Source organism: Micromonospora sp. NPDC048170 (assembly GCF_040652795.1).
GTDB lineage: Bacteria > Actinomycetota > Actinomycetes > Mycobacteriales > Micromonosporaceae > Micromonospora.
This window is the reverse complement of sequence record NZ_JBEZMR010000008.1, coordinates 186,888-209,157: the sequence shown is the minus strand read 5'-3', so window position 1 is coordinate 209,157 and position 22,270 is coordinate 186,888. Positions and strand designations below refer to the sequence as shown.

General features: G+C 72.3%; 13 protein-coding genes. 3 read left to right on the top strand and 10 right to left on the bottom strand.

Annotation, left to right across the window (positions count from 1 at the left end; translation table 11 throughout):
• Position 1: 1 nt before the first annotated feature.
• The 10 genes from AB0D32_RS14515 to AB0D32_RS14470 form a co-directional block, all read right to left on the bottom strand.
• Positions 2-2,155 carry an MMPL family transporter gene (locus tag AB0D32_RS14515; protein ID WP_357089486.1) on the bottom strand — a complete coding sequence of 718 codons (2,154 nt, stop codon included), beginning with the start codon at positions 2,153-2,155 and terminating at the stop codon, positions 2-4.
• Between the two features lie 95 nt (positions 2,156-2,250).
• Positions 2,251-3,834, bottom strand: coding sequence for a class I adenylate-forming enzyme family protein (locus AB0D32_RS14510; protein ID WP_357089483.1), 1,584 nt, complete (start codon positions 3,832-3,834; stop codon positions 2,251-2,253).
• 455 nt (positions 3,835-4,289) lie between these two features.
• Positions 4,290-4,778 (bottom strand): hypothetical protein, encoded by a 489-nt coding sequence (locus AB0D32_RS14505; RefSeq protein ID WP_357089480.1) that lies wholly within the window; start codon positions 4,776-4,778, stop codon positions 4,290-4,292.
• 178 nt (positions 4,779-4,956) lie between these two features.
• On the bottom strand, positions 4,957-5,166 hold the full coding sequence (locus AB0D32_RS14500) for an MbtH family NRPS accessory protein (RefSeq protein ID WP_357089477.1): 210 nt from the start codon (positions 5,164-5,166) through the stop codon (positions 4,957-4,959).
• A gap of 173 nt (positions 5,167-5,339) precedes the next feature.
• Complete coding sequence (locus tag AB0D32_RS14495) at positions 5,340-5,876, bottom strand: flavin reductase family protein (RefSeq protein ID WP_357089474.1); 537 nt, start codon at positions 5,874-5,876, stop codon at positions 5,340-5,342.
• A gap of 68 nt (positions 5,877-5,944) precedes the next feature.
• Positions 5,945-7,426 (bottom strand): aldehyde dehydrogenase family protein, encoded by a 1,482-nt coding sequence (locus AB0D32_RS14490; RefSeq protein ID WP_357089471.1) that lies wholly within the window; start codon positions 7,424-7,426, stop codon positions 5,945-5,947.
• Positions 7,423-8,970: a GMC family oxidoreductase N-terminal domain-containing protein gene (locus AB0D32_RS14485; protein ID WP_357089469.1), complete on the bottom strand. Its 1,548-nt coding sequence runs from the start codon at positions 8,968-8,970 to the stop codon at positions 7,423-7,425. The genes AB0D32_RS14490 and AB0D32_RS14485 overlap by 4 nt, the downstream gene beginning before the upstream one ends.
• Positions 8,971-9,021: 51 nt before the next feature.
• Positions 9,022-10,236: a beta-ketoacyl-[acyl-carrier-protein] synthase family protein gene (locus AB0D32_RS14480; RefSeq protein WP_357089466.1), complete on the bottom strand. Its 1,215-nt coding sequence runs from the start codon at positions 10,234-10,236 to the stop codon at positions 9,022-9,024.
• Positions 10,233-10,475 carry a phosphopantetheine-binding protein gene (locus tag AB0D32_RS14475; protein WP_350927386.1) on the bottom strand — a complete coding sequence of 81 codons (243 nt, stop codon included), beginning with the start codon at positions 10,473-10,475 and terminating at the stop codon, positions 10,233-10,235. The genes AB0D32_RS14480 and AB0D32_RS14475 overlap by 4 nt, the downstream gene beginning before the upstream one ends.
• Positions 10,476-10,501: 26 nt before the next feature.
• Positions 10,502-11,629, bottom strand: a complete 1,128-nt coding sequence (locus tag AB0D32_RS14470; protein WP_357089462.1) for a beta-ketoacyl-ACP synthase III — start codon at positions 11,627-11,629, stop codon at positions 10,502-10,504.
• A gap of 212 nt (positions 11,630-11,841) precedes the next feature.
• Here AB0D32_RS14470 and AB0D32_RS14465 point away from each other — a divergent pair, with 212 nt between their 5' ends.
• The 3 genes from AB0D32_RS14465 to AB0D32_RS14455 are packed head-to-tail and all read left to right on the top strand — an operon-like array spanning position 11,842 to position 22,270.
• Positions 11,842-12,738, top strand: a complete 897-nt coding sequence (locus AB0D32_RS14465) for a DUF5829 family protein (protein WP_357089459.1) — start codon at positions 11,842-11,844, stop codon at positions 12,736-12,738.
• 8 nt (positions 12,739-12,746) lie between these two features.
• A complete protein-coding gene (locus AB0D32_RS14460; RefSeq protein ID WP_357089457.1) occupies positions 12,747-17,873 on the top strand; it encodes an amino acid adenylation domain-containing protein in 5,127 nt (1,708 codons plus the stop codon).
• Positions 17,870-22,270, top strand: coding sequence for a MupA/Atu3671 family FMN-dependent luciferase-like monooxygenase (locus tag AB0D32_RS14455; protein ID WP_357089454.1), 4,401 nt, complete (start codon positions 17,870-17,872; stop codon positions 22,268-22,270). Before AB0D32_RS14460 ends, AB0D32_RS14455 begins: the two co-directional genes overlap by 4 nt.

The window sequence follows — 22,270 nt, the reverse complement described above, 5'->3', positions numbered from 1 at the left end:
GCTACACGGCGGTGCGCTCCGCCTCCGGGTGGCTGCTCTCCCCACGGATCCCCCACCGGCTGTAGAGCGGTCGCAGCGGCCCGGGCACCCACCAGTTGAGCCGGCCGAGCAGCCGCATCGTGGCCGGCATCAACAGCGCCCGGACGATGGTGGCGTCGACGACGACGGCGAGCGCGAGCCCGATACCGATGATCTTCACGACCAGCACGCTCGCGGTCGCGAACGACACGATCACCACCACCAGCAGCAGGGCCGCGCTGGTGATGATCCGGCCGGACCGCTGCAACCCGACCGCGACCGCCTCGGTGTTGTCGCCGCTTAGGTCGTAGTGCTCGCGGATGCGCGAGAGCAGGAAGACCTCGTAGTCCATCGACAGTCCGAACGCGACGGCGAAGATCAGGATGGGTTGCACCACGTCGATGTTGCCCGTGGAGGTGAACCGCAGCAGCCCGGCGAGATTGCCGTCCTGGAAGACCCACACCACCGCGCCGAACGCCGCGGTCAGGCTCAGCACGTTCATCAGGATCGCCTTGACCGGCAGCACCAGCGAGCCGAAGGACAGGAACAACAGCACGAACGTGGTGACCACGACGAGCAGCGCCATCCACGGCAGCCGCTGCCCGAGCATGTCCATCAGGTCGGCGAACCCCGCGGCGTCGCCGCCGACCAGCACCGTGCCGGAGGGCGGCGGTTCGACGCCGCGCACCGCGTCGACCAACTCCCGTCCCTGCTCGGAGATCGGTTCCGCGTCGAACTGGACGGTGACCCGCGCGGTGTCGCCGGCCAGACCGCTGACGTCCGCCTGCCGTACGCCCGGCAGGGCGGCCACCTGCTGCACGTACGCGGCGACCTCCTCCCGGCCGGGGGAACCGGTCACCGGGCCGTCCAGCGTGACGACGGCTTCGATCGGCCGGGTGACACTGTCCGGGAACGACCGCTCGATGGTGTCCTGGACCTGCCGGCTCTCCGCCGAGGCGGGCAGCACCCGGGTGTCCAGCCAGCCGTAGGAGATGCGCAGGAACGGCAGACCGAGAACCACCAGCACGGCGATGACCGCGCCACCGACCAGCAGCGGCCGGCGCATCACCGTCCGCGCGATCCGTGCCCACGCGCCGGAGTCCGGGTCGGTGTCGACCGGCCTGCGGCGCCGCTCCCGCAGCCGCAGCCCGAACAGCGACAGCATCGCCGCCATCACGGTCATCGCGAAGAACCCCGCCAGCAGCACCGCGGCGACCCCACCGACGGCGATGGACCGGAGGAACACCTGCGGGAAGACGGCCAGGCTGGCCAGCGCCAGCGCGACGGTCACCGCGGAGATGACGATGGTCCGGCCCGCGGTGACCATGGTCCGCCGCAGCGCCTCGGGGACGTGGTGGCCCGCGCCGAGTTCCTCCCGGAACCGGCTGACCATGAACAGGCTGTAGTCCACGGCCAGCCCGAGACCGAGCAGCGTGACCACGTTGACCGCGAAGATGGAGACGTCGGTGAACTGCGCCAGCAGCCGCAGGCCGGCCATCGCGCCCACGATCGCCAGCACCCCGACCACGACCGGCAGCAGCGCCGCCAGCAGATTACGGAAGATGAGCACCAGCAGCAGGAAGAGGATCGGCAACGCCAGCGCCTCGGCGCGGGTCAGGTCCGCCTTGCTCTGGTTGTTGACGTCGTCGATCAGCGCCAGCGGCCCCCCGACGGTGACGTCGAGATCCGGACTGGTCAGGCTGTCCTTGACGGCCAGGTAGTTGGTGAGGCGTTCGTTCTCGGTGGCACCGGCGATCTGCACCGCCGCGAACGTCTCGCGCCGGTCGGTGCTGACCAGGGCGGGAACCCCGGCTCGCCAGTAGTCCGTCACGCCCTCGACCCGGTCCGCCGGCAGCCCGTCCAGCACGCGCCGGGCGGCGTCGGCGTACGCGGGGTCCTCGACCGTCCAGCGGTCGCTGCCGAACAGCACGACGACGTCCGCGTCGTTGCGCCCGAGCGCCTTCCGTTCGACCTCGTCGGCGCGGGAGCTTTCACTTTCCGCGTAGGTGAACCCGCCGACGGCCAGGTCGTCGAAGGCGCCGGCTCCCCAGCCGCCCGCAGCGACCAGGAACACCGCGGCGGCGGCGATCACCCACCAGCGCGCCCGGTGGGCGAGACGGCCGAGAAGATCCAACATCGCAGTTACCCTTCGCTCGACCGCGGTGCTCGGAAACGACGCGGCGCCGGCACAGTCAGGACCGGCGCCGCGTCGGGCTGATCAGAGGACGACGGTCAGGTCCAGCGCCCGATGCCGATCGCCTGGGCATCCGAGAGCAGGTTCTCCCGGAGCTCGACCCGGCGGATCTTCCACGTGCCGGTTCGCGGGAACTCGTCCCACTTGATCTGGATCGGCGGGGCCATCGGGCTCAGGTCGGCGACCGCCCGATCCCAGTCGGCCCTGTCCAGCGGAACGTCGTCCGCGGTGCTGACCACGGGTACCGGCAGGTCACCGGCGACCGGCAGGATGACGACCTCGGTGGTGTAGTCGATCCGGTCGAGGATGAGGTCCTCGAACTCGATCGCGCTGCCGCCGGGGATCCGGTCGATCTCCCGGTCCACGATCCGCACGGCGCCCCACTTGTTGATGATCGCGAGGTCGCCGGTGTTCCACCACCTGCCGTTGCACTTCAGGTCGTGCCGGTCCTGCTCGCCCACGTACGCGAGGCACCGTCCCGGCTGGTCGATCTCGATCATGCCGACCTGGCCGCGCGGGACCTCCTTGCCGGTCTCCGGGTCCACCGCCCGCATCTTGGCGTGGAACGGGATGGGCCAGCCGATCAGCTGCGTCGGCGGCGGCCGGTGTCCCTTGCGGCGTACGACGAAGCGGAAGAACGGCCGGATGCACAGCGCGCCGTTCTCGCTCTGGCTCCACGACTGGACCCAGATCGGGAACCGGCGCTTGGTGGCGGCCATGAAGGTGCGGATCGTGCGCGTGTGGATGGCGTCGAACGAGTTGACGTACTCCCGCACGTTGCTGAACAGCCCGGCGGGGTCGCGGGTCAGCGGCTCCCAGGCGAGGTAGATGTTCGGCAGCGCCTCCACCAGCGTCGGCTTGTGCTCGGCCAGCAGCTCCCGGACTCTCGGCGAGAGCGGGTCGGACAGGTAGATCACCCGCGGGCCGACCGCGGCCATCGCCAACTGCATGGTGGTGAGCCGCTCGTGCGTGTAGGGGTCGCAGAACGCCACCGTGTCGCTGCGCCGGAGGCCGAACCGGGGCCACCGCTCGGTCTCCACGATCGCCATCGCGTAGATGGACTCGGCGGAGTGCATGACCAGCTTGGGTATGCCGGTGGTGCCGGAGGTGTGGGTGATGACCACCGGCTCCTTGAACTCGCGCATGTTCGGCTGGACCGGCGGCGCGTCCTTGAAGTCGTCCAGGTGCAGCACGTCCGGCCGGTCCGCGACGGCGTCGATGCTGATCGTCCGTACGGTGAGCTCGGCGACCACCTCCGCGGTGATGCCGCACTTGTCGAGGTGCTTCTGGTCGGTCAACAGGAACGGCCGCTCCAGCCGCTCCAGCATCGGGATCATCGCCTCCGGACCGTAGGAGCCGGAGAACATGCAGGGGATGGCGCCGATCCGGGCGATGGCGCAGCCGAGCACGACGATGTCCAGGTGGTTCTGCTTGAGGATCGCCACCCGGTCCCACGGGCGCACGCCCGCCTTGTGCAGCCAGGCCGCGGCGCGATCGACGAGCTCCGCCCACTGGGTGTAGGTGCGGGCTTCGGCTCCGTCGGGGTCGATGTCCGGCGGGCGATCGACGATGACCAGCTCGTCCGGGGCGGTCTTCGCCGCCACGTGCCAGGTCTCGCCCATCTTGGAGTGCTTCGGTACGCGCGAAAAGGGGCTCAGCCGACGACGCCACCGGGTGGGCGTGTACTCGGTGAGAAACCGCGGGATGGGCCGCGGCTCGACATCTTCGCCGGCGACCGTCGAATCGGCGGGTGAGGCCACGAGCGCGTCCTCCTGTTCTCGGGGTTGAGGAGGTCGGCTGACGACGAATGATCATCGGCCGTCCAATTGGCCGGTAACGATATCGACATTGTCCGGCGTAGACCAGGCCTGGGTGGACGGACATCCGACCCCGAACGCACCCGACCTCCCGGCCGCCAGGCCAGTGTGGACTGATCAACGACAAGCCATAATGCCTGCCGGCGAGGGCGGGAGCCCTCGGCCCAGGTCATGGGGATCCGCTAGTCGAGATCGGTCGATGGCTGCTCGCACCACGTGCACCGGAGGGCTGCGCGATCTCGCTGGTGCTCCGGGATGGCCTAGTCGTCCACGTAGATCCAGGCGTCGTCCCCGATGTCCGTCACCTCAGGATCGCGACGGACCCGGTCAAGTTGGGCATCGGTCATTTCGGCTGCGAAGCTGGACAGAGCATGGAAGACGCCCGTCGGTGCGACTCCCAGGCGCGTCGCCACGGCAGCCGGGTCCGCGCCCTCCGCGACGCTGACGATGTAGGAACCCTCGACACGGTCGCCGGAGGTTCTCGCGTGGGGCGCGGGACGCCCTTCGGTGTCCCGCTCGACCAGGTTCACACCGGGAATGCGCCGCACCGCGGCGACCTGCTCACCGCTGAGGACGGCGCCGAACCCGGCGTACCACGACCGATAGACCTGCCCGGGCTCGATGCCCGCTTGAGCCATGACGGTCTCCGTCAAGTCCGAGGCGAAGCCCAACCAGACCAGGTGATCACCCTGGACGGGGTCTCCATCTTCCGGAACACAAGGAGCGAGAGTCGCATCTTCTGAGGTCATGAAGTCACCGTCGCACAACCGCGCCCACTGAATGCGGGCACCCGTACGCACACCGCCGCCCCGCCACCGACCGGCGGCCTTCTCGCTCGACGCAAACTCGCCGAGCAGATGGCTGTGCAGACGTGGGCACGCACTGAGCTCCTGTAGACGCGGGATCAGGGTGTCGCCGTCCTCGGGATCAGCCCTGCGTTTCCAGGTACTCCCGTAGGCTGCGCGGACGTAGGTCGGTCCAGACCTCTTCGATGTGTGCCAGGCAGGTAGCCCGGTCGCCGGTGACGCCCACCGCCCGCCATCCGGCCGGAATCTCCGATCCCTCCGACCAGATCGAATACTGTTCCTCGTCATTGACCACGACGTGGTATCGGCGCAGGTCCTCGGATTCTTCCATCGCTGCTCTCCAGGTGCGACAGTGCCCACATTGGACAGAAAGATAATAACGACCGACCAGCAGACACGTTGCCCCTTCGGCGGCCGTCACGACGTCCGGTAGATCGCCCCGCACGGAGGCGGAGCCACAAATCACATCCATCACGGTAAATTAATGTCCCCCACGTCGGCGGCTCAGGCCGCTCGCCCGGCAACCGGCTCGGGTCGCCTGGCCAGGTCCGCGTACCGACCCCGGTGGTAGAGCAGCGGCGAGTCGGCCTCGCTGTGCCGCAGCAGCTCCGGCTCGGCCAGCATGACTGCATGGTCACCCGCGACCACCCGGTCGATCACCCGGCACAGCAGCCAGGCCAGGGTGTCGTCGAGGATCGGCACCCCCTCGGGTCCGTACCGCCAGCGGGTCGGCGCCGCGAACCGGTCGATCCCGCTGGTGGCGAACCTCTGGGAAAGTTCCTGTTGCTGACGGGTGAGCAGGTGCACGCCAACGTGCCGGGCCCGGGAGACGGTGGGCCAACTCGACGAACTGAGATCCAGGCAGAACAGGACGATCGGCGGCCGCAGTGACACCGAGGTGAACGACGTGGCGGTGAAGCCGACCGCTGAGGCGCCGCGAGCGGTGACCACGGTGACGGTGCTGGCCTGGTGGCGCAGCACCGCCCGCAGGGTCTCCGGATCGGCGCGAACCGGCGGAGAGTCGTCGACAGGCTCGGTCATGGCGTTCCTCCCCGGTGCTGGGTCTTGGACGGTCGGGTCTGCCACCCGCCTGTGCTCGGGTGGCCCGGTCAGGGGTGGTCGGCGGCGGGTGTGTGCAGCCACACCCCCTTGATCTCGGTGTATGCCTCGATCGCGGCGGCGCCCATCTCGCGGCCCACCCCGCTGGCCTTGACGCCGCCCCATGGCCCGGCCGGATCCGGCTGTGGCGGCATGTTGACGAAGACCGCCCCGGCCCGGATCGCCCCGGCGAGCCGGTGAGCCGTGGCCAGGTCCCGGGTCCACACCGCGGCGGACAGGCCGTAGTCGCTGTCGTTGGCCCGATCGACGAGTTCCGCCGGGTCGTCGTACGGCAGGACGCACAGCACCGGCCCGAAGATCTCCGTCCGGGCGATGGTCATCTCGTCGGACACCCCGCTGAACACGGTCGGCTGGTAGAAGAAGCCCGCAGCAAGGGGGTCGGCGGTCATCCGCTCTCCCCCGGTGACCAGGTGGGCGCCCTCGGCGGTGCCGGTGCGCACGAGGTCGTCCACCCGCCGCAACTGCCGGGCGGAGATGAGCGGACCGAGCTGACTGTCGGGGGCCAGGCCGGGACCGACACGAACCTTCCCGGCCATGGTGGCGAGCCGCTCGGCGAACTCGTCGGCCCGCGCCCGCTGCACGTACAGCCGGGTGTACGCGGTGCAGGACTGGCCGCTGTTGACCAGCCCGCCGCTGAGGCAGCCGGTGGCGGCGGCGGCGAGGTCGGCGTCCTTGGCGATGATCACCGGTGCGTTGCCGCCGAGTTCCAGCGTCACCCGCTTGAGCTGCTCGCCGCAGACCCGCCCGATCTCCCGGCCGACAGTCGTGGAGCCGGTGAACGACACCTTGTCCACCCCAGGGTGGGCGACCAGGTCGCGGCCGGTGTCCGGCCCGCCCGTGACGAGGTTGACCACGCCGGCCGGTACGCCGGCCCGCCGACACAGCTCCACCAGGTACGCGGCGGTGAGCGGAGTCTGCTCGGCCGGTTTGAGCACGACGGTGTTGCCGCAGGCGAGGGCCGGGGCGAGTTTCCAGACCGCGATCAGCAGCGGGAAGTTCCACGGCACGATCAGGGCGCACACGCCCACCGGTTCCCGGCGGGTGTGGTGCAGCGTGTCCGGGTAGGACACCGGCACCGTGCTGCCCTCGATCCTGGTGCACCAGCCGGCGAAGTAGCGCAGGTGTTCGGCCGCGGCGGCCACGCAGCCACGGGCGGCGCGCAGCGGCTGGCCCTGGTCGCGGGTCTCCAGTTCGGCCAGGGTGTCCGCATGCTCGTCGATCAGGTCGGCGACCCGCCACAGCAGCCGGGCCCGCGCGGCGGCCGTCATCCGGGCCCAGGCGGGGGCGGTGAGCGCGGCGCGGGCCGCGGCCACCGCCGCGTCGACGTCCGCCGGGCCGGCCTGGGCGTAGCGGGCCAGCGGTTGCCCGGTCGCCGGATCCAGCGAGGTGCCGTACCCGCCCGTCGCCGTCTCGAGCCAGTCGCCGTCGATGAACAGCCGGCACACCTGGTCGATCGTCGTCGCCGGGGTCACGACTGCTCCTGCCGGGTGTGGTGGCCGGCGGTGACGAAGTCGGCCGCCAGTTCGCCGATGAGGACCGCCGGCGCATGGGTGTTGGCGGTGGTCACCGCCGGCATGATCGACGCGTCGGCGACGCGTAGTCCCCGCACACCGTGCACCCGCAGCCGGGCGTCGACCACCGCCTGGTCGTCGGCGCCCATCTTGCAGGTGCCGACCTGATGGTGGAAGGTGCCGGCGGTGGCGCGTACGTAGGCGCGCAGCTCGTCGGGGGTACGCACGGTCGGGCCCGGATAGACCTCCCGCGCACCCCACTCGCCGGCCAGGGCGGAACCGGCACCCATCTCCCGGCACAGGATCACCGCTTCGACGAGCGCGTCGACGTCCTGCGCGCAGGCCAGCGCCGCCGGGTCGATGTCGAGCCCGGCGTGCGGGTCGCCGCCGGCGAGTCTGATCCGTCCCCTGCTCACCGGGCGGACCAGGCCGGCCTGGAGCGTGAACCCGTCGGCGGGGCCGGACATCCCCGGCTGGTACATCGGGACCGGGAAGTGCAGCGCCTGCACGTCGGGAACCGGCAGGCCGGAGCGGGTACGCCAGAACAGGTGACTCTGCATCGGCGTCAGGTCGGGAGAGCGGCCGACCTGACGGGCGGTACTGAAGATGACCGGGCTGAGCAGGTGGTCGTGCAGGTTGCGGCCCACCCCGGGCAGGTGCACCCGGACGTCGATGTCATGCCGGCGCAGTTCGGCGGCGTCACCGATGCCGGAGAGCATCAGCAGCCGGGGGGACTCGACGGTGCCGGCGGAGACGATCACCTCGATGTCGGCGTGGGTGGTGTGGGTGAGCCCGTCGCGCTCCCACTCGACCCCGGTGCAGCGGTCCTGGGCGAACAGCAGCCGGCGGGCGTGCGCGCGGGTGACGACGGTGAGCCCCGGATGGTCGAGAACGGGACGCAGGTAACCGACGGCGGCGCTCTGCCGTCGGCCGTCCCGGATGGTCAGCTGGGTCTGCGACACCCCGTCGAGTTCGCCGGAGTTGTAGTCGGGGTTGATCCCGACCCCGATCTCCTGCGCCGCCTTGATGCAGGACTCGAAGATCGCATCCGGGCGGTACTGGGACATCACGTGGATCGGTCCGCCGGTGCCGCGCAGCGGGGACGCGGCGTCGAAGTCCTCCATGCGCCGGTGCACCGGTAGGACGTCCGCCCACGACCAGCCGTCGTTGCCGAGGTACGCCCAGTGGTCGTAGTCGGCGGCGGCGCCCCGTGCCCAGATCATGCCGTTGAGCGCGCTGGATCCGCCGAGAACCCGTCCGCGCGGCCAGTGCAGTCGCCGGTGCCCGGCGTGCGGCTGCGCCACGGTGTGGTACGCCCAGTCCTCCTCGGCGAACCAGAGGTGGGCCAGCCGTCCGGGCGTACCGATGTCGGGGTTGGTGTCCTCGCCGCCGGCCTCGAGTACGACCACGCGCAGTCCGCGCTCGACCAGCCGGCGGGCCAGGGCGCAGCCGGCGGATCCGGCACCGACGACGACGATGTCGGCGCCGGCAGGTGTCGCTGTCACGTGTGTTGCCCCTTTCCGCCCGGCGAGGTGCCCGCGGGGCGACGTGTGGTGTCAGGCGGCGGCCAGCACCAGGACGGCGTTCTGACCGCCGAAGCCGAACGAGTTGCTGAGGGCGACCTCGATGCGCTGCTCCCGGGCTGCCTTGGTGACCACGTCCAGGTCGACGGCGCTGTCCTGTTCGTCGAGGTTCGCGGTCGGCGGGACGAGACCGTGCTGCACCGCCAGCACGGTCAGGGCCGCCTCGATCCCACCGGCGGCACCCAGGGCGTGGCCGAGGGACCCCTTGCTCGCGGTCACCACCGGCGACGGGCCGAGCAGGCGGTGCAGTACCCGCGCCTCGGCCAGGTCACCGGCGGGTGTGCCGGTGGCGTGCGCGTTGACGTGGTCCACGTCGGCCGGTACGAGACCGGCTCCGCCCAGCGCGACCCGCACGGCCCGCTCGACACCACGGCCCTCCGGATCGGGGGTGGTGGGGTGGTACGCGTCGGCGCTGGCGCCGAAGCCGAGCAGCCGGGCCCGTACCCGGGCACCCCGGGCGGCGGCGTCCGCGGCGCGTTCCAGGACCAGCAGGCCGCACCCCTCGCCGAGGACGAAGCCGTCCCGGCCGACGTCGAACGGCCGGGACGCGGTCGGGTCGGCGCGCTTCGACAGTGCCCCCATCTGCGCGAACCCGGCGACGACGAGCGGGGTGATGCCGGCCTCGGTGCCTCCGGCCACCACCACGTCGCAGGTCCGGCTGCGCAGCAGGTCATGGGCCAGGCCGATGGCGGTGCTGCCGGAGGCGCAGGCCGTGGCGGTGACCAGGTTGGGACCGCCCGCGCCCAGGTCCATGCCGACGTGGCCGGCCGCCATGTTGGACAGCATCATCGGCAGCGTCAGCGCGGAGACCCGGTGCGGCCCCTCGGCGGCGAGCACGCCATGCTGGGCGGTCGTGGTGGACACCCCCCACATGCCGCAGCCGATCACCACGCCGACCCGGGCGCCGTCCCAGGTCGCGGGGTCGAGGCCGGCGTCGGCCACCGCCTCCCGGGCCGCCACCAACGCGAACTGCACGATCGGGTCGTACTGCCAGTGGCGGCGGCCGAGGGCGGCGCGCGGGTCGAAGTCTGGCACCCGGCAGGAGAGGTCGACGGGTACGCCGGCCAGGTGGGGGTCGCGGGTCGCCGTGGAGACCCCGGCGCAGACCGTCTGCCAGGTCCGCGCCACGCCGACCCCGCCCGGGGTGACCAGTCCCAGACCGGTGACGGCGGTCTCCATCCCGGTCACGCCGCGCGGGCCAACGAGGCTTCGATGACGCCGGCGAGCGCGCCGATGGTGGTACGCGGCGTGGCGTCCTCGTCGGCGATCCTGATGTTGAACTCCTTCTGCAGGACCAGGGCCAGTTCCACCATGAACAGCGAGTCCAGGTCCAGTTCCTCGAAGGTCACGTCCGGACCTATCTCGTCGGGCTCCGTCTCGAAGCGGGTGGTGAGGATCTCCACCATCTGCTGGTAGACGTCGGTCATGTCACACGCTCCTCGTGGTCCGTGGGTCACCGTGTGGCCGGGCCGATGATCGACGGCTCGGACGTCGGTTGATGCGGTGCCGCAGCCGGGTCCGTCCCGGCGTTGGCCGGGTCCGTCGCGGCGGCGGGTCTCGGCGGGTCCTCCGGCCGCTCGACGGGCCGCAACCGGGGCCAGACGAGTACCGTCGATCCCCAGGTCAAGCCCCCGCCGAAGGCGGTGAGCAGGACGCGGTCGCCAGCGGTGAGCACACCGGTGGCGCCGGCGTCGGCGATGGCCAGCGGGATGGAGGCGGCACCGGTGTTGCCGACCCGGTCGATGTTGGACACGATCCGCTTGCGGTCCAGATCGAGTTCGTCGGCGAGGGCGATGAGGATGCGGATGTTGGCCTGGTGGCTGACCACCCGGTCGACCTCGTCGAGCTGCCAGCCGACACGCCGCAGGACGGTGCGGGACGAGGCGGCCATCCGGATGACCGCGTTACGGAACACCTCGCGTCCGTCCATCGTGAAGTAGAAGTCGGCGGGGTCGGTGGGCCGACCGGACAGCCGCTGCCGGGCTCCACCGGCGGCCACCTGGATCAGGTCGCTTTCGCCTCCGTCGCTGCCGAGGTCGAAGGGGCCGAGTGCGCCAGGCTCGTCGCGGCCGCCCGCGCGCAGCACGACCGCCCCTGCCCCGTCGGCCAGGACCACGGCGGTGGTGCGGTCGGCCGGGTTGGTCACGCTGGAGAGCGCATCGGCGCCGATGACCAGGACCTGGTCGGCGAGTTCGGTGGCGATCAGGCCGGCCGCGGTGGCCAGGGAGTAGACGAACCCGCTACAGACCGCAGCCAGGTCGTAGGCGGGCACCCCGGTCAGCCCCAGCCGGGAGGCGACCTCGGGTGCGGTGGCCGGGCAGGACCGGTCCGGCGTCATGGTGGCGACCACGACCGCGTCGACGCCGGGCGTCCCGGCGGAGGCCAGGGCCCGCCGGGCGGCCTCGACCGCCAGGTCCGCCGTGGACATGCCGGGATCGACGAGGTGGCGTTGCGCGATTCCGGTACGCGACCGGATCCACTCGTCCGAGGTGTCCAGTTCGGCGGAGAGGTCCGCGTTGGTGACCACGCGCGGCGGCACCCAGCCACCCACCCCGGCGAGCACCGCCGACCGGGTCGTCACGGTACCCGCCGAATAGGTAGATTCATATTGAATCCCTTGCATCTCATTGAGTTCCAGCCAGTAGCCAGTTAACACCGCGGCACCCGCACCGCGCCCCCTAGGTTCTGCCCGGTGGGGTTTCCCCCAGTACTCGAAGGCCCAGCGGCGAAATTAGGCTGATCACGCCTGAATCCCGTGGTGGAGCGTCCGTAGAACGACGAGAGGAAACCGACGTGCCATTCGCGCAGGGCCATGCGCACGCCATTTCTGCCCCACTACTGGACCACGTTGTGGTATTGCTCGACGGGGCCACATTCCAAGAGATATTCGCCTGCGACATGCTTCGTGAACAATTCGCCCGGGTGAAACCGAAGAACGTCACCAGCTCGGTTGCCGGGCAGTACTCGGCACTCGGGGTGGCCGGCGAGAACACCCTGCTGGAGTTGTTCGACGGCGCGCTTCCCGGATCGCACCGCCTCACCGGTGGGCTGGTTTTCTCCTTCGAGCACCCCGGCTCCGTGCAGCGGGCCCGGGAGGTGCTGGACGCCGGCCCCGGCGGTCGCTACGAACTGGTGCACCGCAGCAGCGCCGACACCGGCGAGCCGGAGCCCTGGTACCACATGCTGCGGGTCGACCTCGGCGAGGACAGCCCGCTGCTGATGTTCCTCAACGAGGTCACCGGAGAGTACTTCGACTCGGTGTCCGCCCGCCGGGGACCGGACGGGGAGCTGCTGCGCAGCGGCTACCTCGACGCGGCCTTCGGCGCCGGGACCCACGACCGGCGGTGGCTGCGCGACATCACCGCGGTCACCCTGCGGGCCCGCCCGCAGCGGGCCGCCCGGATGGCCGACGCGCTCACCGCGATGGGCTACCGGCTCACGCCCGCCCCGCCCGGGCCCAGCGGTGACGCCGCCTCCGACACCGGCCCCACGTACCGGATCACCGGCCCGGGCGTCGACATCACCCTCGTCGGCTCGGCCACCGCCCCCGAGGGGGTCCTCGACATCACCACGGACCTGCACGAGGCACCGCGGCGGCACCAGGAGTTCGTCTTCGGTGACACCTCGCGGTTGGTCCTACGGCAGGACGGCACCGCCCACTGGACGTTCACCCCACCGGCCGGAGGATAGGTACGTCGATGCCCGGCGATTCTGTGCTGTTCCACGAGGCGGTCCTCGCACACGCCGCCCGAACCCCCGACGCGGTCGCGGTGGAGTCCACCGACCGGTCGCTGAGCTACGCCGAACTGGTCACGCACGCCCACGGCATGGCACGCCATCTGCGCCGCCACGGCGTCGGGCCCGACGTACCGGTCGGGATCGCCCTGGACCGGTCGGTCGAGTCCGTCGTCACGGTGCTCGGCGTCCTGCTGGCCGGCGGCGCCTGGGTGCCGCTCGACCCGTCCTACCCCGTCGAGCGGCTGTCCTACATGCTCGCCGACTCCGGCGTGGACCTCGTCGTCGCCGCGGCGTCCACGATGGACCGGCTGCCCGCCGGGCGGGTACGCCGCGTCGACCCGGCCGAGGCGCTGGCGGACTCCTGGCCGGCACCCGATCCGCTGCCGCGGCCCTCGACCGCTCGGCACCTCGCCTACTCGATCTACACCTCGGGGTCCACCGGGCGGCCCAAGGGGGTCCTGATCAGCCACGGTGGCCTCGCCAACCTGGTCCGAGCCCAGGCCGACGCGTTCGGGGTGCGCCCCGGCGACCGGGTCCTCCAGTTCGCCCCGTCCAGCTTCGACGCCTCCGTGTTCGAGACCACCATGGCGCTGGCCACGGGCGCCACCCTGGTCCTGGCGGACCGGGCCGCCATCGCCCCCGGGCCGGACCTGGTCGCCACCCTGCGGACGCGGCGGATCAGTCACGTCACGCTGCCCCCGTCGGTGCTGGCCGTCCTGCCGGACGAGGCCCTGCCCGACCTGGCCGTGCTGATCTGCGCCGGCGAGGCACTCCCCGCGCCACTGGTGCGGCGCTGGGCGCCCGGCCGGCGCATGTACAACGCCTACGGCCCCACCGAGGCCACCGTCTGGGCCACCCTGGCACAGGTGTACGCCGACGGCCGGCGGCCGTCCATCGGCGTACCGGTCACCGGCGTCCACGTCGCCGTGGTCGACCCCGACGGCCGTCCGGCACCCGACGGCGAGGTCGGTGAGCTGGTGATCGGCGGAGCCGGCGTCGCCCGGGGCTACCATGCCCGGCCCGCGCTGACCGCCGAGCGGTTCGTCCCCGACCCGGACGGCCCGCCCGGCGCCCGTCGGTACCGCAGCGGCGACCAGGTGCGCCGCCACCCCGACGGCGCCCTCGAGTACGTCGGTCGCATCGACCACCAGATCAAGCTACGGGGGCACCGGGTCGAACCGGACGAGGTGACGGCCGTGCTGGCCGGGCATCCCGCCGTCACCGACGCGATCGTGGTCGCTCGGGGCTCCGGCGACAGCACCCGCCTGGTCGGGTACGCCGCCAGCGACCACGACCCGACCGGGCTGCGCGCCCACCTCGCCGAACGGCTGCCCGCCTACCTCGTGCCGGACGTGGTGGTCACCCTCGACGCGCTGCCGCTGACCGTCAGCGGCAAGATCGACCGAGCCGCCCTGCCCGAACCCGACCGGGCCAGCGCCGGCCTCACCGACACCGTCACCCTTCCGCGCACCGGCACCGAGCAGCTCCTCGCCGGCTTCGTCGCCGACCTGCTCGGCCACACCAGCACCACGGACCCCACGCCGGCCGACCAGCGCCTCGGCGTACACGACGACATCTTCGCCCTCGGCGCCAACTCGCTGATGGCCGGCCGGCTCGCCGCGCGGGTCCGCGCCGAACTCGGTGGCGAACTGCCGGTCGGGGTCATCTACCGGTCCCCCACCGTCGCCGCCATGGCCGCCGCGCTCGACGACGGCGACGACACCGAGCGCGCACCCAGCCCGCCGCCGCTGCGCCCGGCCGCACCCGACGCGGTCGTGCCGCTCTCCCTGCCCCAGGAGCGGATCTGGTTCCTCGACCAACTCGACCCCGGCAACCGGGCGTACCACGCCCAGGCCACCATCCGGCTGCGCGGGCCGCTCGACCGGGCGGCACTACGGGCCGCGCTCAACGAGATCATCCGCCGCCACGACATCTTCCGTACCGGATTCGTCGCCGGTCCGGACGGTCCCGAGCAACGCACCGCGGCCCACTGCGCCATCGACCTCCCGGTGGTCGACCTGTCCGCGTACGACGAGCCGGAGCGCGGCCAGCGGGCCGAGCAGACCGTGGCCGATTATCTGCGCGAACCATTCGACCTGGCCAGCCCGCCGCTCGCCCGGTGGGCGCTGATCCGGCACGCCGACGACGACCACACCCTGGTCCACGTCGAGCACCACCTGGTCCACGACGGCTGGTCCTTCGCCGTCCTCATCGAGGAGCTCACCGCCCTCTACGGCAGCTACGCCGCCGGGCGGGAGCCGGACCTGCCGCCGGTGGTCTGCCGCTACCGCGACTTCACGCTCTGGCAGCGCGGGTGGATGCGGGGTGCGGCGCTCGACCGGCACCTGTCGCACTGGACCCGGGAACTCTCCGGCGCACCGCACGAGCTGGCGCTGCCCCTGGACCGGCCCCGCCCGCTGACCCAGAGCTTCACCGGCGCGTCGCTGCGGATCGACCTGGCCGGCGAGCTGTGTGAGCGGCTGCGCGCGTACAGCCGCCGGCACGGGGTCACCCTCTACGCCACCATGCTCGCCGGCTTCGCCGCCCTGCTGAGCCGCTACGCCCGCCAGGACGACATGATCATCGGCAGTGGCGTGGCGAACCGGCGGCTCGCCGAGACCGAACGCATGATCGGGATGGTCGTCAACACCCTGCCGCTGCGGGTCGACCTGTCCGGCCGTCCCGGCTTCACCGATCTGGTCCGCCGGGTGCACACCCGCGCCGCGCGTGCCTACGAGTGGGCCGACGTGCCGCTGGACCGGCTGGTGGAGGCCGTCGACCCGGTGCGCGACCCGTCGCGCAACCCGCTGTTCCAGGCCATGTTCAGCTTCCACGACTCCCCCATGCCGCGGCTGAACTTCGCCGGGCTGACCGGCACCGTCCTGGAACGACACAACGGCACCGCCAAGACCGACCTGAACGTCGTGGTCCTGCCCCGCGCGGAGCAGCACGCCGGGCAGGGCCACCGCGACGACACCGCGCCGATCACCCTGATCTGGGAGTACGCCACCGCCCTGTTCGACGCGTCGACCATGCGACGGATGACCGGGCACTACATCCGGCTGCTCGACGCGGCCATGACCGACCCCGACCAGCCGGTCGGCCGGTTGCCGCTGCTCGGGGCGGCGGAGCAGGACCGGATCGTCCACACGTACAACCGGACCGCCGCCGCCTTCCCGGCGGACCGCACCGTGCCGGACCTGTTCGCCGAACAGGTGGCCCGGCGACCGCACGCCCCCGCCGTCGAGTCCGCCGGGCAGACCCTCAGCTACGCCGAACTCGACGACCGCGCCGACCGGTTGGCCCGGCTGCTGCGCCGCCGGGGTGTCCGCGCCGACACCCCGGTCGGTGTCCTGTTCGAACGCGGCAGCGACCTGATCACCGCGTTCCTGGCCGTCCTCAAGGCCGGCGGCGCCTACGTCCCGCTCGACCCCGGCTACCCGGCGCAGCGGCTGCGCTGGCTGCTGGCGGACTCCGGGGCCCGCGTGGTGGTCACCCGGGCCGACCTGGCCGGTCTGCTGCCCACCGACGACGTGGACGTGGTCACCGGCGACGACCCGCAGGCCGGGACGGAGGAGCAGCTCGACGCCGTCCCGGACTCCCCCGCCGGCCCGGACAGCGCCGCCTACGTCCTCTACACCTCCGGCTCCACCGGCCGCCCCAAGGGGGTGGCCGTCGCACACCGCGCGATCCTGCGGCTGGTCTGCGGCACCGACTTCGTCCGGTTCGGCCCGCACGAACGCATCGCCCAGGTCGCCGACGCGTCCTTCGACGCGATCACCTTCGAGGTGTGGGGTGCCCTGCTGCACGGCGGCACCGTCTGCGTCATCCCCCGCGACACCATCCTGAGCCCGGGCCACCTCGGCGACGAGCTGCGCCGGTGCGCCATCACCAGCATGTTCCTCACCTCGGCCCTGTTCAACGAGGTCATGGCGCACCGGCCGGACAGCTTCGCCACCATGACCAACCTGCTGGTGGGCGGGGACGCGCTGAACCCGGTCCGCATCCGTCAGCTGCTGCGCGGCCCGCACGCCCCGGCCCGGCTGCTCAACGGCTACGGCCCCACCGAGACCACGACCTTCGCCGTGGTGCACCACATCACCGACCTGCCCGACGAGGCCACCTCCGTGCCCATCGGTCGGCCCATCGCCAACACCACGGCGTACGTGCTCGACGACGAGCTGCGCCCGGTGCCCGAGGGCGTACCCGGCCAGCTCTACCTCGGTGGTCCCGGTCTGGCCCGGGGCTATGCCGGCCGACCCGCGCTGACCGCACAGCGGTTCGTCCCCGATCCGTTTGGCGCCGACGGTTCCCGCCTCTACGACACCGGCGACGTGGTGCGCTGGCGCACCGGAGGGGTGCTGGAGTTCCTCGGTCGGATCGACAGCCAGGTCAAGATCTCCGGCTTCCGCATCGAGCCGGGCGAGGTGGAGAACACCCTGCTCGACCACCCGGCGGTGGCCGGCACGGCGGTCGTCGTCGACGGTGCGGCCGGTCGACGCCTGGTCGCCTACGTCGTTCCCGCGGCCGGCCGGGCCGAGCCGAGCGCCACGGAGCTGCGGGCCTGGCTCGCCGAGCGGCTGCCGCCCTACCTGGTGCCCGCGGCGTACGTGTCCCTGGCCGCTCTCCCCCTCACGGAGCACGGCAAACTCGACCGGGCAGCCCTGCCGGCCGCCGAGATCGAGCGCATCAGCCTGCGGGTGGCCTTCCGTCCACCACGGACCGACACCGAGCGGACCGTCGCCACGATCTGCGCCGACCTGATCGGGCTCGACCAGGTCGGCCTCGACGACGACTTCTTCGCCCTCGGTGGGCAGTCCCTGCTCGCCATGCGGCTGGTGGCCCGGGTGAACGAGACGTTCGGCACCGACGTGGCACTGGCCCGTTTCCTGCGTACCCCCACCGTCGCCGAGCTGGTCGCCGCCCTCGACACCCGTACGCCGGGCGGCGACGCGGCCGGGCCGGGCGGCATCGCAGCCGGTAACTGGCACCAGATGGAGGACCTGTTGCGGAACGTCGACCAACTCACCCCCGAGCAGGTCGACCAGTTGCTGCACGACTTCGCGGACAACGAGGCAGACCGATGAGTGACACCGACACCGACGCGCGGCGGGCCCTGCTGGCCCAACACCTGACCCGACGGCTGGCCCAACGCAGCCACCCGCTGTCCTACCCGCAGCAACGGCTGTGGTTCCTCGACCAGCTCACCCCCGACAACCCCGTCTACAACATCCCGCTGGGCTACCGCATCCGTGGCCCGCTCGACGTCGACGCCCTGCGACAGGCCCTGACCACGGTGGTACGGCGGCACGAGGTGCTGCGTACCGTGTTCCGGGCGGTGGACGGCCAGCCGCGTCAGGTCGTGCTGCCACCGGCGGAGACACCCCTCGGTGTGCTCGACGTGGCCGACGCCGCCGAGGCCGCGGCGCTGGCCGGGGCCGAGGCGCGTACCCGCTTCGACCTGGTCAACGGGCCGGTGCTGCGGGCCACCCTGTTGCGGCTGGGCCCGGAGGACCACTGGCTGTGCCTCACCGTCCACCACATCGTCTGCGACGGTTGGTCGCTTGCCATCATCGAGCGGGAACTGACCGCCGCCTACACCGGACGGCAGCTGCCCGACCTGCCCGTCCAGTACGCCGACTTCGCCGAATGGCAGAGCGGTCACCTGACCGGTGCCACCCTCGACCGCCTCGTCGCGCACTGGCGGGACCGGCTCGCCGACGTACCGCTGCTGGCCAGCCTGCCCACCGACCGGCCCCGCCCGCCCACGCAGACCTATTGCGGCGCGCACCTGGACCTGCGTCTCGACCCCGATGTCACCGGGGCGGTGACCGCGCTGGCCCGGCAGGCCGCCGCGACCCCGTTCGCGGTGCTGCTGGCCGCCTTCGCCGTCGTCGTGCAGGCCCACACCGGTACGGCGCAGGTCGTCGTCGGTTCGCCGGTGGCTGGCCGGCAACGCGCCGAGATCCAGCCGCTGGTCGGCTTCTTCGCCAACACCCTGGTCCAGCGCATCGACCTGACCGGCGCCCCGACCTTCCGGCAGCTCGTCGAGCGGACCCGCGACGAGACCCGCGACGCCCTGGCCCACCAGGACCTGCCGTTCGAGAAGCTCGTCGAGGAGTTGCACCCCAGCCGGGACCTGGCCCACAACCCGCTGTTCCAGGTGCTGTTCAGCTACCACGACACCGACGCGGCGGGGCTGGCCCTGCCCGGCTGCACGGTCACCCCGGTCCCCGGTGACACCGCCACCGCGAAGTTCGACCTCACCCTGTCCCTCACCCGGCGCGGGCCGGACCTGACCGGTCGCCTGGAGTACAGCACCGACCTGTTCGATCCCGACAGCGCAGAACGGATGGCCGCCCGCTTCCGTCAGGTCCTCGCCGCGGCCCTGGCCCGTCCGGACACCCCGGTCCGCCAGCTCGACGTCCTGACCCCGGACGAGCGCCACCGGCTGCTCACCGAGTGGAACGCCACCGGCGTCGAACGCCGCACCGACGTGCTCGTCCACGACCTCGTCGCCGCGCAGACCCGGCGTACCCCCGACCGGGTCGCCGTACGGGACGCCGGCCCCGGCGACCAGCCCGGGCTGACCTACCGCGAACTCGACGAGCGCGCCGAACGCTTCGCCGCCACGTTGCGCGGCCACGGTGTCGGCGCGGACGTGCCGGTCGGTGTCCTGCTGCACCGCGGCACCGACCTGGTGGTGACCCTGCTGGCCATCCTCAAGGCCGGCGGAGCGTACCTGCCGCTGGATGCCGCCCTGCCAGCCGACCGGCTCACCTTCATGGTCGCCGACTCCGGTACCCGGGTGGTGGTCACCACCGACCACCTCGCCGGCCGGCTGGGCGGCCTGCCGGTCACCACCGTCGCCCCCGGCACCCCGCCCGCCGAACCGGCACCGACCGGCGCGGCCGGGCCGGCGCGCGCCGACGACCTGGCCTATGTCATCTACACCTCCGGTTCCACCGGACGTCCCAAGGGGGTGCTGGTCACCCACCGCAACGTGAGCACCTTCTTCGCGGGGATGGACCGCGAGTTCGGTCCGGACGCCGACGGCGGCCGGGACGAGATCGGGCCGACCTGGCTGGCGGTGACCAGCGCCTCCTTCGACATCTCCGTGCTGGAGCTGCTGTGGACCCTCACCCGTGGCTTCGAGGTCGTCGTCCGGGGTGACGAACCCACCTCCGGCGCCTCGACGGCCACCGGCGCCCCGGTGCCCGCCGAGGTGCAGGCCCGGCCGATGGACTTCAGCCTCTTCTACTTCGGCGGTGACCGGGGCGGCGCCGCCGACGACCGGTACCGGCTGCTCGTCGAGGGTGCCCGCTTCGCCGACCGGCACGGGTTCGCCGCCGTGTGGACCCCGGAACGGCACTTCCACGACTTCGGCGGGCTCTACCCGAACCCGTCGGTCACCGCCGCCGCCATCGCCACCATCACCGAACGGGTGCAGATCCGGGCCGGCAGTGTCGTCGTACCGCTGCACGACCCGCTCCGGGTCGCCGAGGAGTGGGCCGTGGTGGACAACCTCTCCGGCGGGCGGGTCGGCATGTCGGTCGCCTCCGGATGGCAACCGAACGACTTCGTTCTCGCTCCGGAGCGGTACGCCGACCGCAAGGACCTGATGCTGGCGGGCATCGACGAGGTACGCCGGCTCTGGCGGGGCGGGACGGTCAGCCGTCCGCGTCCCGGTGGCGACCACGTCAGCGTGCGCGTGTACCCGCCACCGGTGCAGCCCGAGCTGCCCGTCTGGGTCACCAGCGCGCGCAGCCCCGACACCTTCCGGATGGCCGGCGAGATCGGCGCCGGGCTGCTCACGCACCTGCTCGGCCACTCGGTCGAACAACTCAAAGAGAAGATCACCATCTACCGCAGGGCCTGGCGCGAGGCCGGTCACGCCGGTTCCGGCCACGTCACCCTGATGCTGCACACCTTCCTCGGCACCGACACCGAGCACGTGCGCGAACTGGTCCGCGCGCCGCTGTGCGGATACCTGAAGAGCTCCTTCGACCTGCTCTCCGGTCTCGGCGCGGTCTCCGGCAGCAGCAGCGACTTCCGCGCCCTGCCCGAGGAGGAACTCGACGCCCTGGTCGAGCAGGCCTTCGACCGGTTCTTCGACACCGCCGCTCTGCTGGGCACCCCCGAGGCCGCCGCGGACCTGGTGGACCGGCTCAAGGCGATCGAGGTGGACGAGGTCGCCTGCCTGATCGACTTCGGCGTCGACCACGACGCCGTGCTGGCCGCCCTGCCGCACCTGCGGGCCGCCCGGGACATCAGCGAGGACCGCCGTCGGGTGGCGCTGGCCGACGAGCCCGTCGCCGCGCAACTGCGCCGCCACCGCGTCACCCACCTGCAGTGCACCCCGTCGCTGGCCGGTGTGCTGGCCGAGGATCCCGACACCCGCGCGGCGCTGCGTGACCTGCGCCGCCTGCTCGTCGGTGGGGAGGCGCTGCCCGCCGCGCTCGGCGCCGACCTCGCCGGCCTCGTCAATGGCGGCGTGCACAACATGTACGGCCCGACCGAGGCGACCGTGTGGGCGAGCACCCAGCACGTCACCGGTGACCGGCCGGTCGCCTCGACCGTGCCGCTCGGCCGCCCCCTGGCCGACGTACGGGCCTACGTCGTCGACGCGGACCTGCGGCCCACTCCGGTCAACGTCCCCGGTGAACTGCTGCTCGGTGGCCCGGGCGTCACCCGTGGCTACCACGGCCGCCCCGCGCTGACCGCGGAACGCTTCGTTCCCGACCCGTTCGCCGCCGACGGTTCCCGCCTGTACCGCACCGGCGACCTGGCCCGTTGGCGCCCCGACGGCACGCTGGAGTTCCTCGGTCGGCTCGACCACCAAGTCAAGATCCACGGCCATCGCATCGAACTCGGCGAGGTCGAGAGCGTGCTGGCCGCCCAGCCGGACGTCCGTGCCGCCGTGGTCGTCGTACGCGGTGACGGTGCCCGCCGCAGCCTGGCCGCCTACTGCCAGCCGGCCCGCGCCGGCAACCCGGCACCCGACCCGGCCGCCCTCCGGGCCGCGCTGGCCCGCGCACTGCCGGACTACATGGTGCCGGCCACCGTCACCGTCCTCGACGAGTTGCCGCTGACCCCGAACGGCAAGATCGACCGCAACCGGCTGCCCGACCCGCACGCCGCCGGGCCCGACCGCTACCTGGCTCCGCAGACCGACGTCGAGCAGACCATCGCCGAGGTGTGGGCTCAACTGCTCGGCCGCGACCGGGTCGGTCTCGACGACAACTTCTTCCACCTCGGCGGCAACTCGCTGCTGGCGGTCCAGGCCAGGGCCCGGCTGTTGGCCCGCGACGTGGCCGGGTTGTCCCTGGTGGACCTGTTCCGCTACCCGTCGGTACGCGCGCTCGCGGCCGCCTGCGCCACCACCGGCAACCGTCCCGACGCGCTGGCCGGGACCCAGCAGGCCGCCGGGCGACGCGCCGCCGCCCTGTCCGCCGCCGTCTCACGCCGGGCGCGAAGGAGCTGA

Coding starts and splice junctions, on each gene's coding strand:
- AB0D32_RS14515 (WP_357089486.1), bottom strand. CDS start 2,155: ATGTTGGATCTTCTCGGCCGTCTCGCCCACCGGGCGCGCTGGTGGGTG.
- AB0D32_RS14510 (WP_357089483.1), bottom strand. CDS start 3,834: ATGGGCGAGACCTGGCACGTGGCGGCGAAGACCGCCCCGGACGAGCTG.
- AB0D32_RS14505 (WP_357089480.1), bottom strand. CDS start 4,778: ATGACCTCAGAAGATGCGACTCTCGCTCCTTGTGTTCCGGAAGATGGA.
- AB0D32_RS14500 (WP_357089477.1), bottom strand. CDS start 5,166: ATGGAAGAATCCGAGGACCTGCGCCGATACCACGTCGTGGTCAATGAC.
- AB0D32_RS14495 (WP_357089474.1), bottom strand. CDS start 5,876: ATGACCGAGCCTGTCGACGACTCTCCGCCGGTTCGCGCCGATCCGGAG.
- AB0D32_RS14475 (WP_350927386.1), bottom strand. CDS start 10,475: ATGACCGACGTCTACCAGCAGATGGTGGAGATCCTCACCACCCGCTTC.
- AB0D32_RS14460 (WP_357089457.1), top strand. CDS start 12,747: ATGCCCGGCGATTCTGTGCTGTTCCACGAGGCGGTCCTCGCACACGCC.
- AB0D32_RS14455 (WP_357089454.1), top strand. CDS start 17,870: ATGAGTGACACCGACACCGACGCGCGGCGGGCCCTGCTGGCCCAACAC.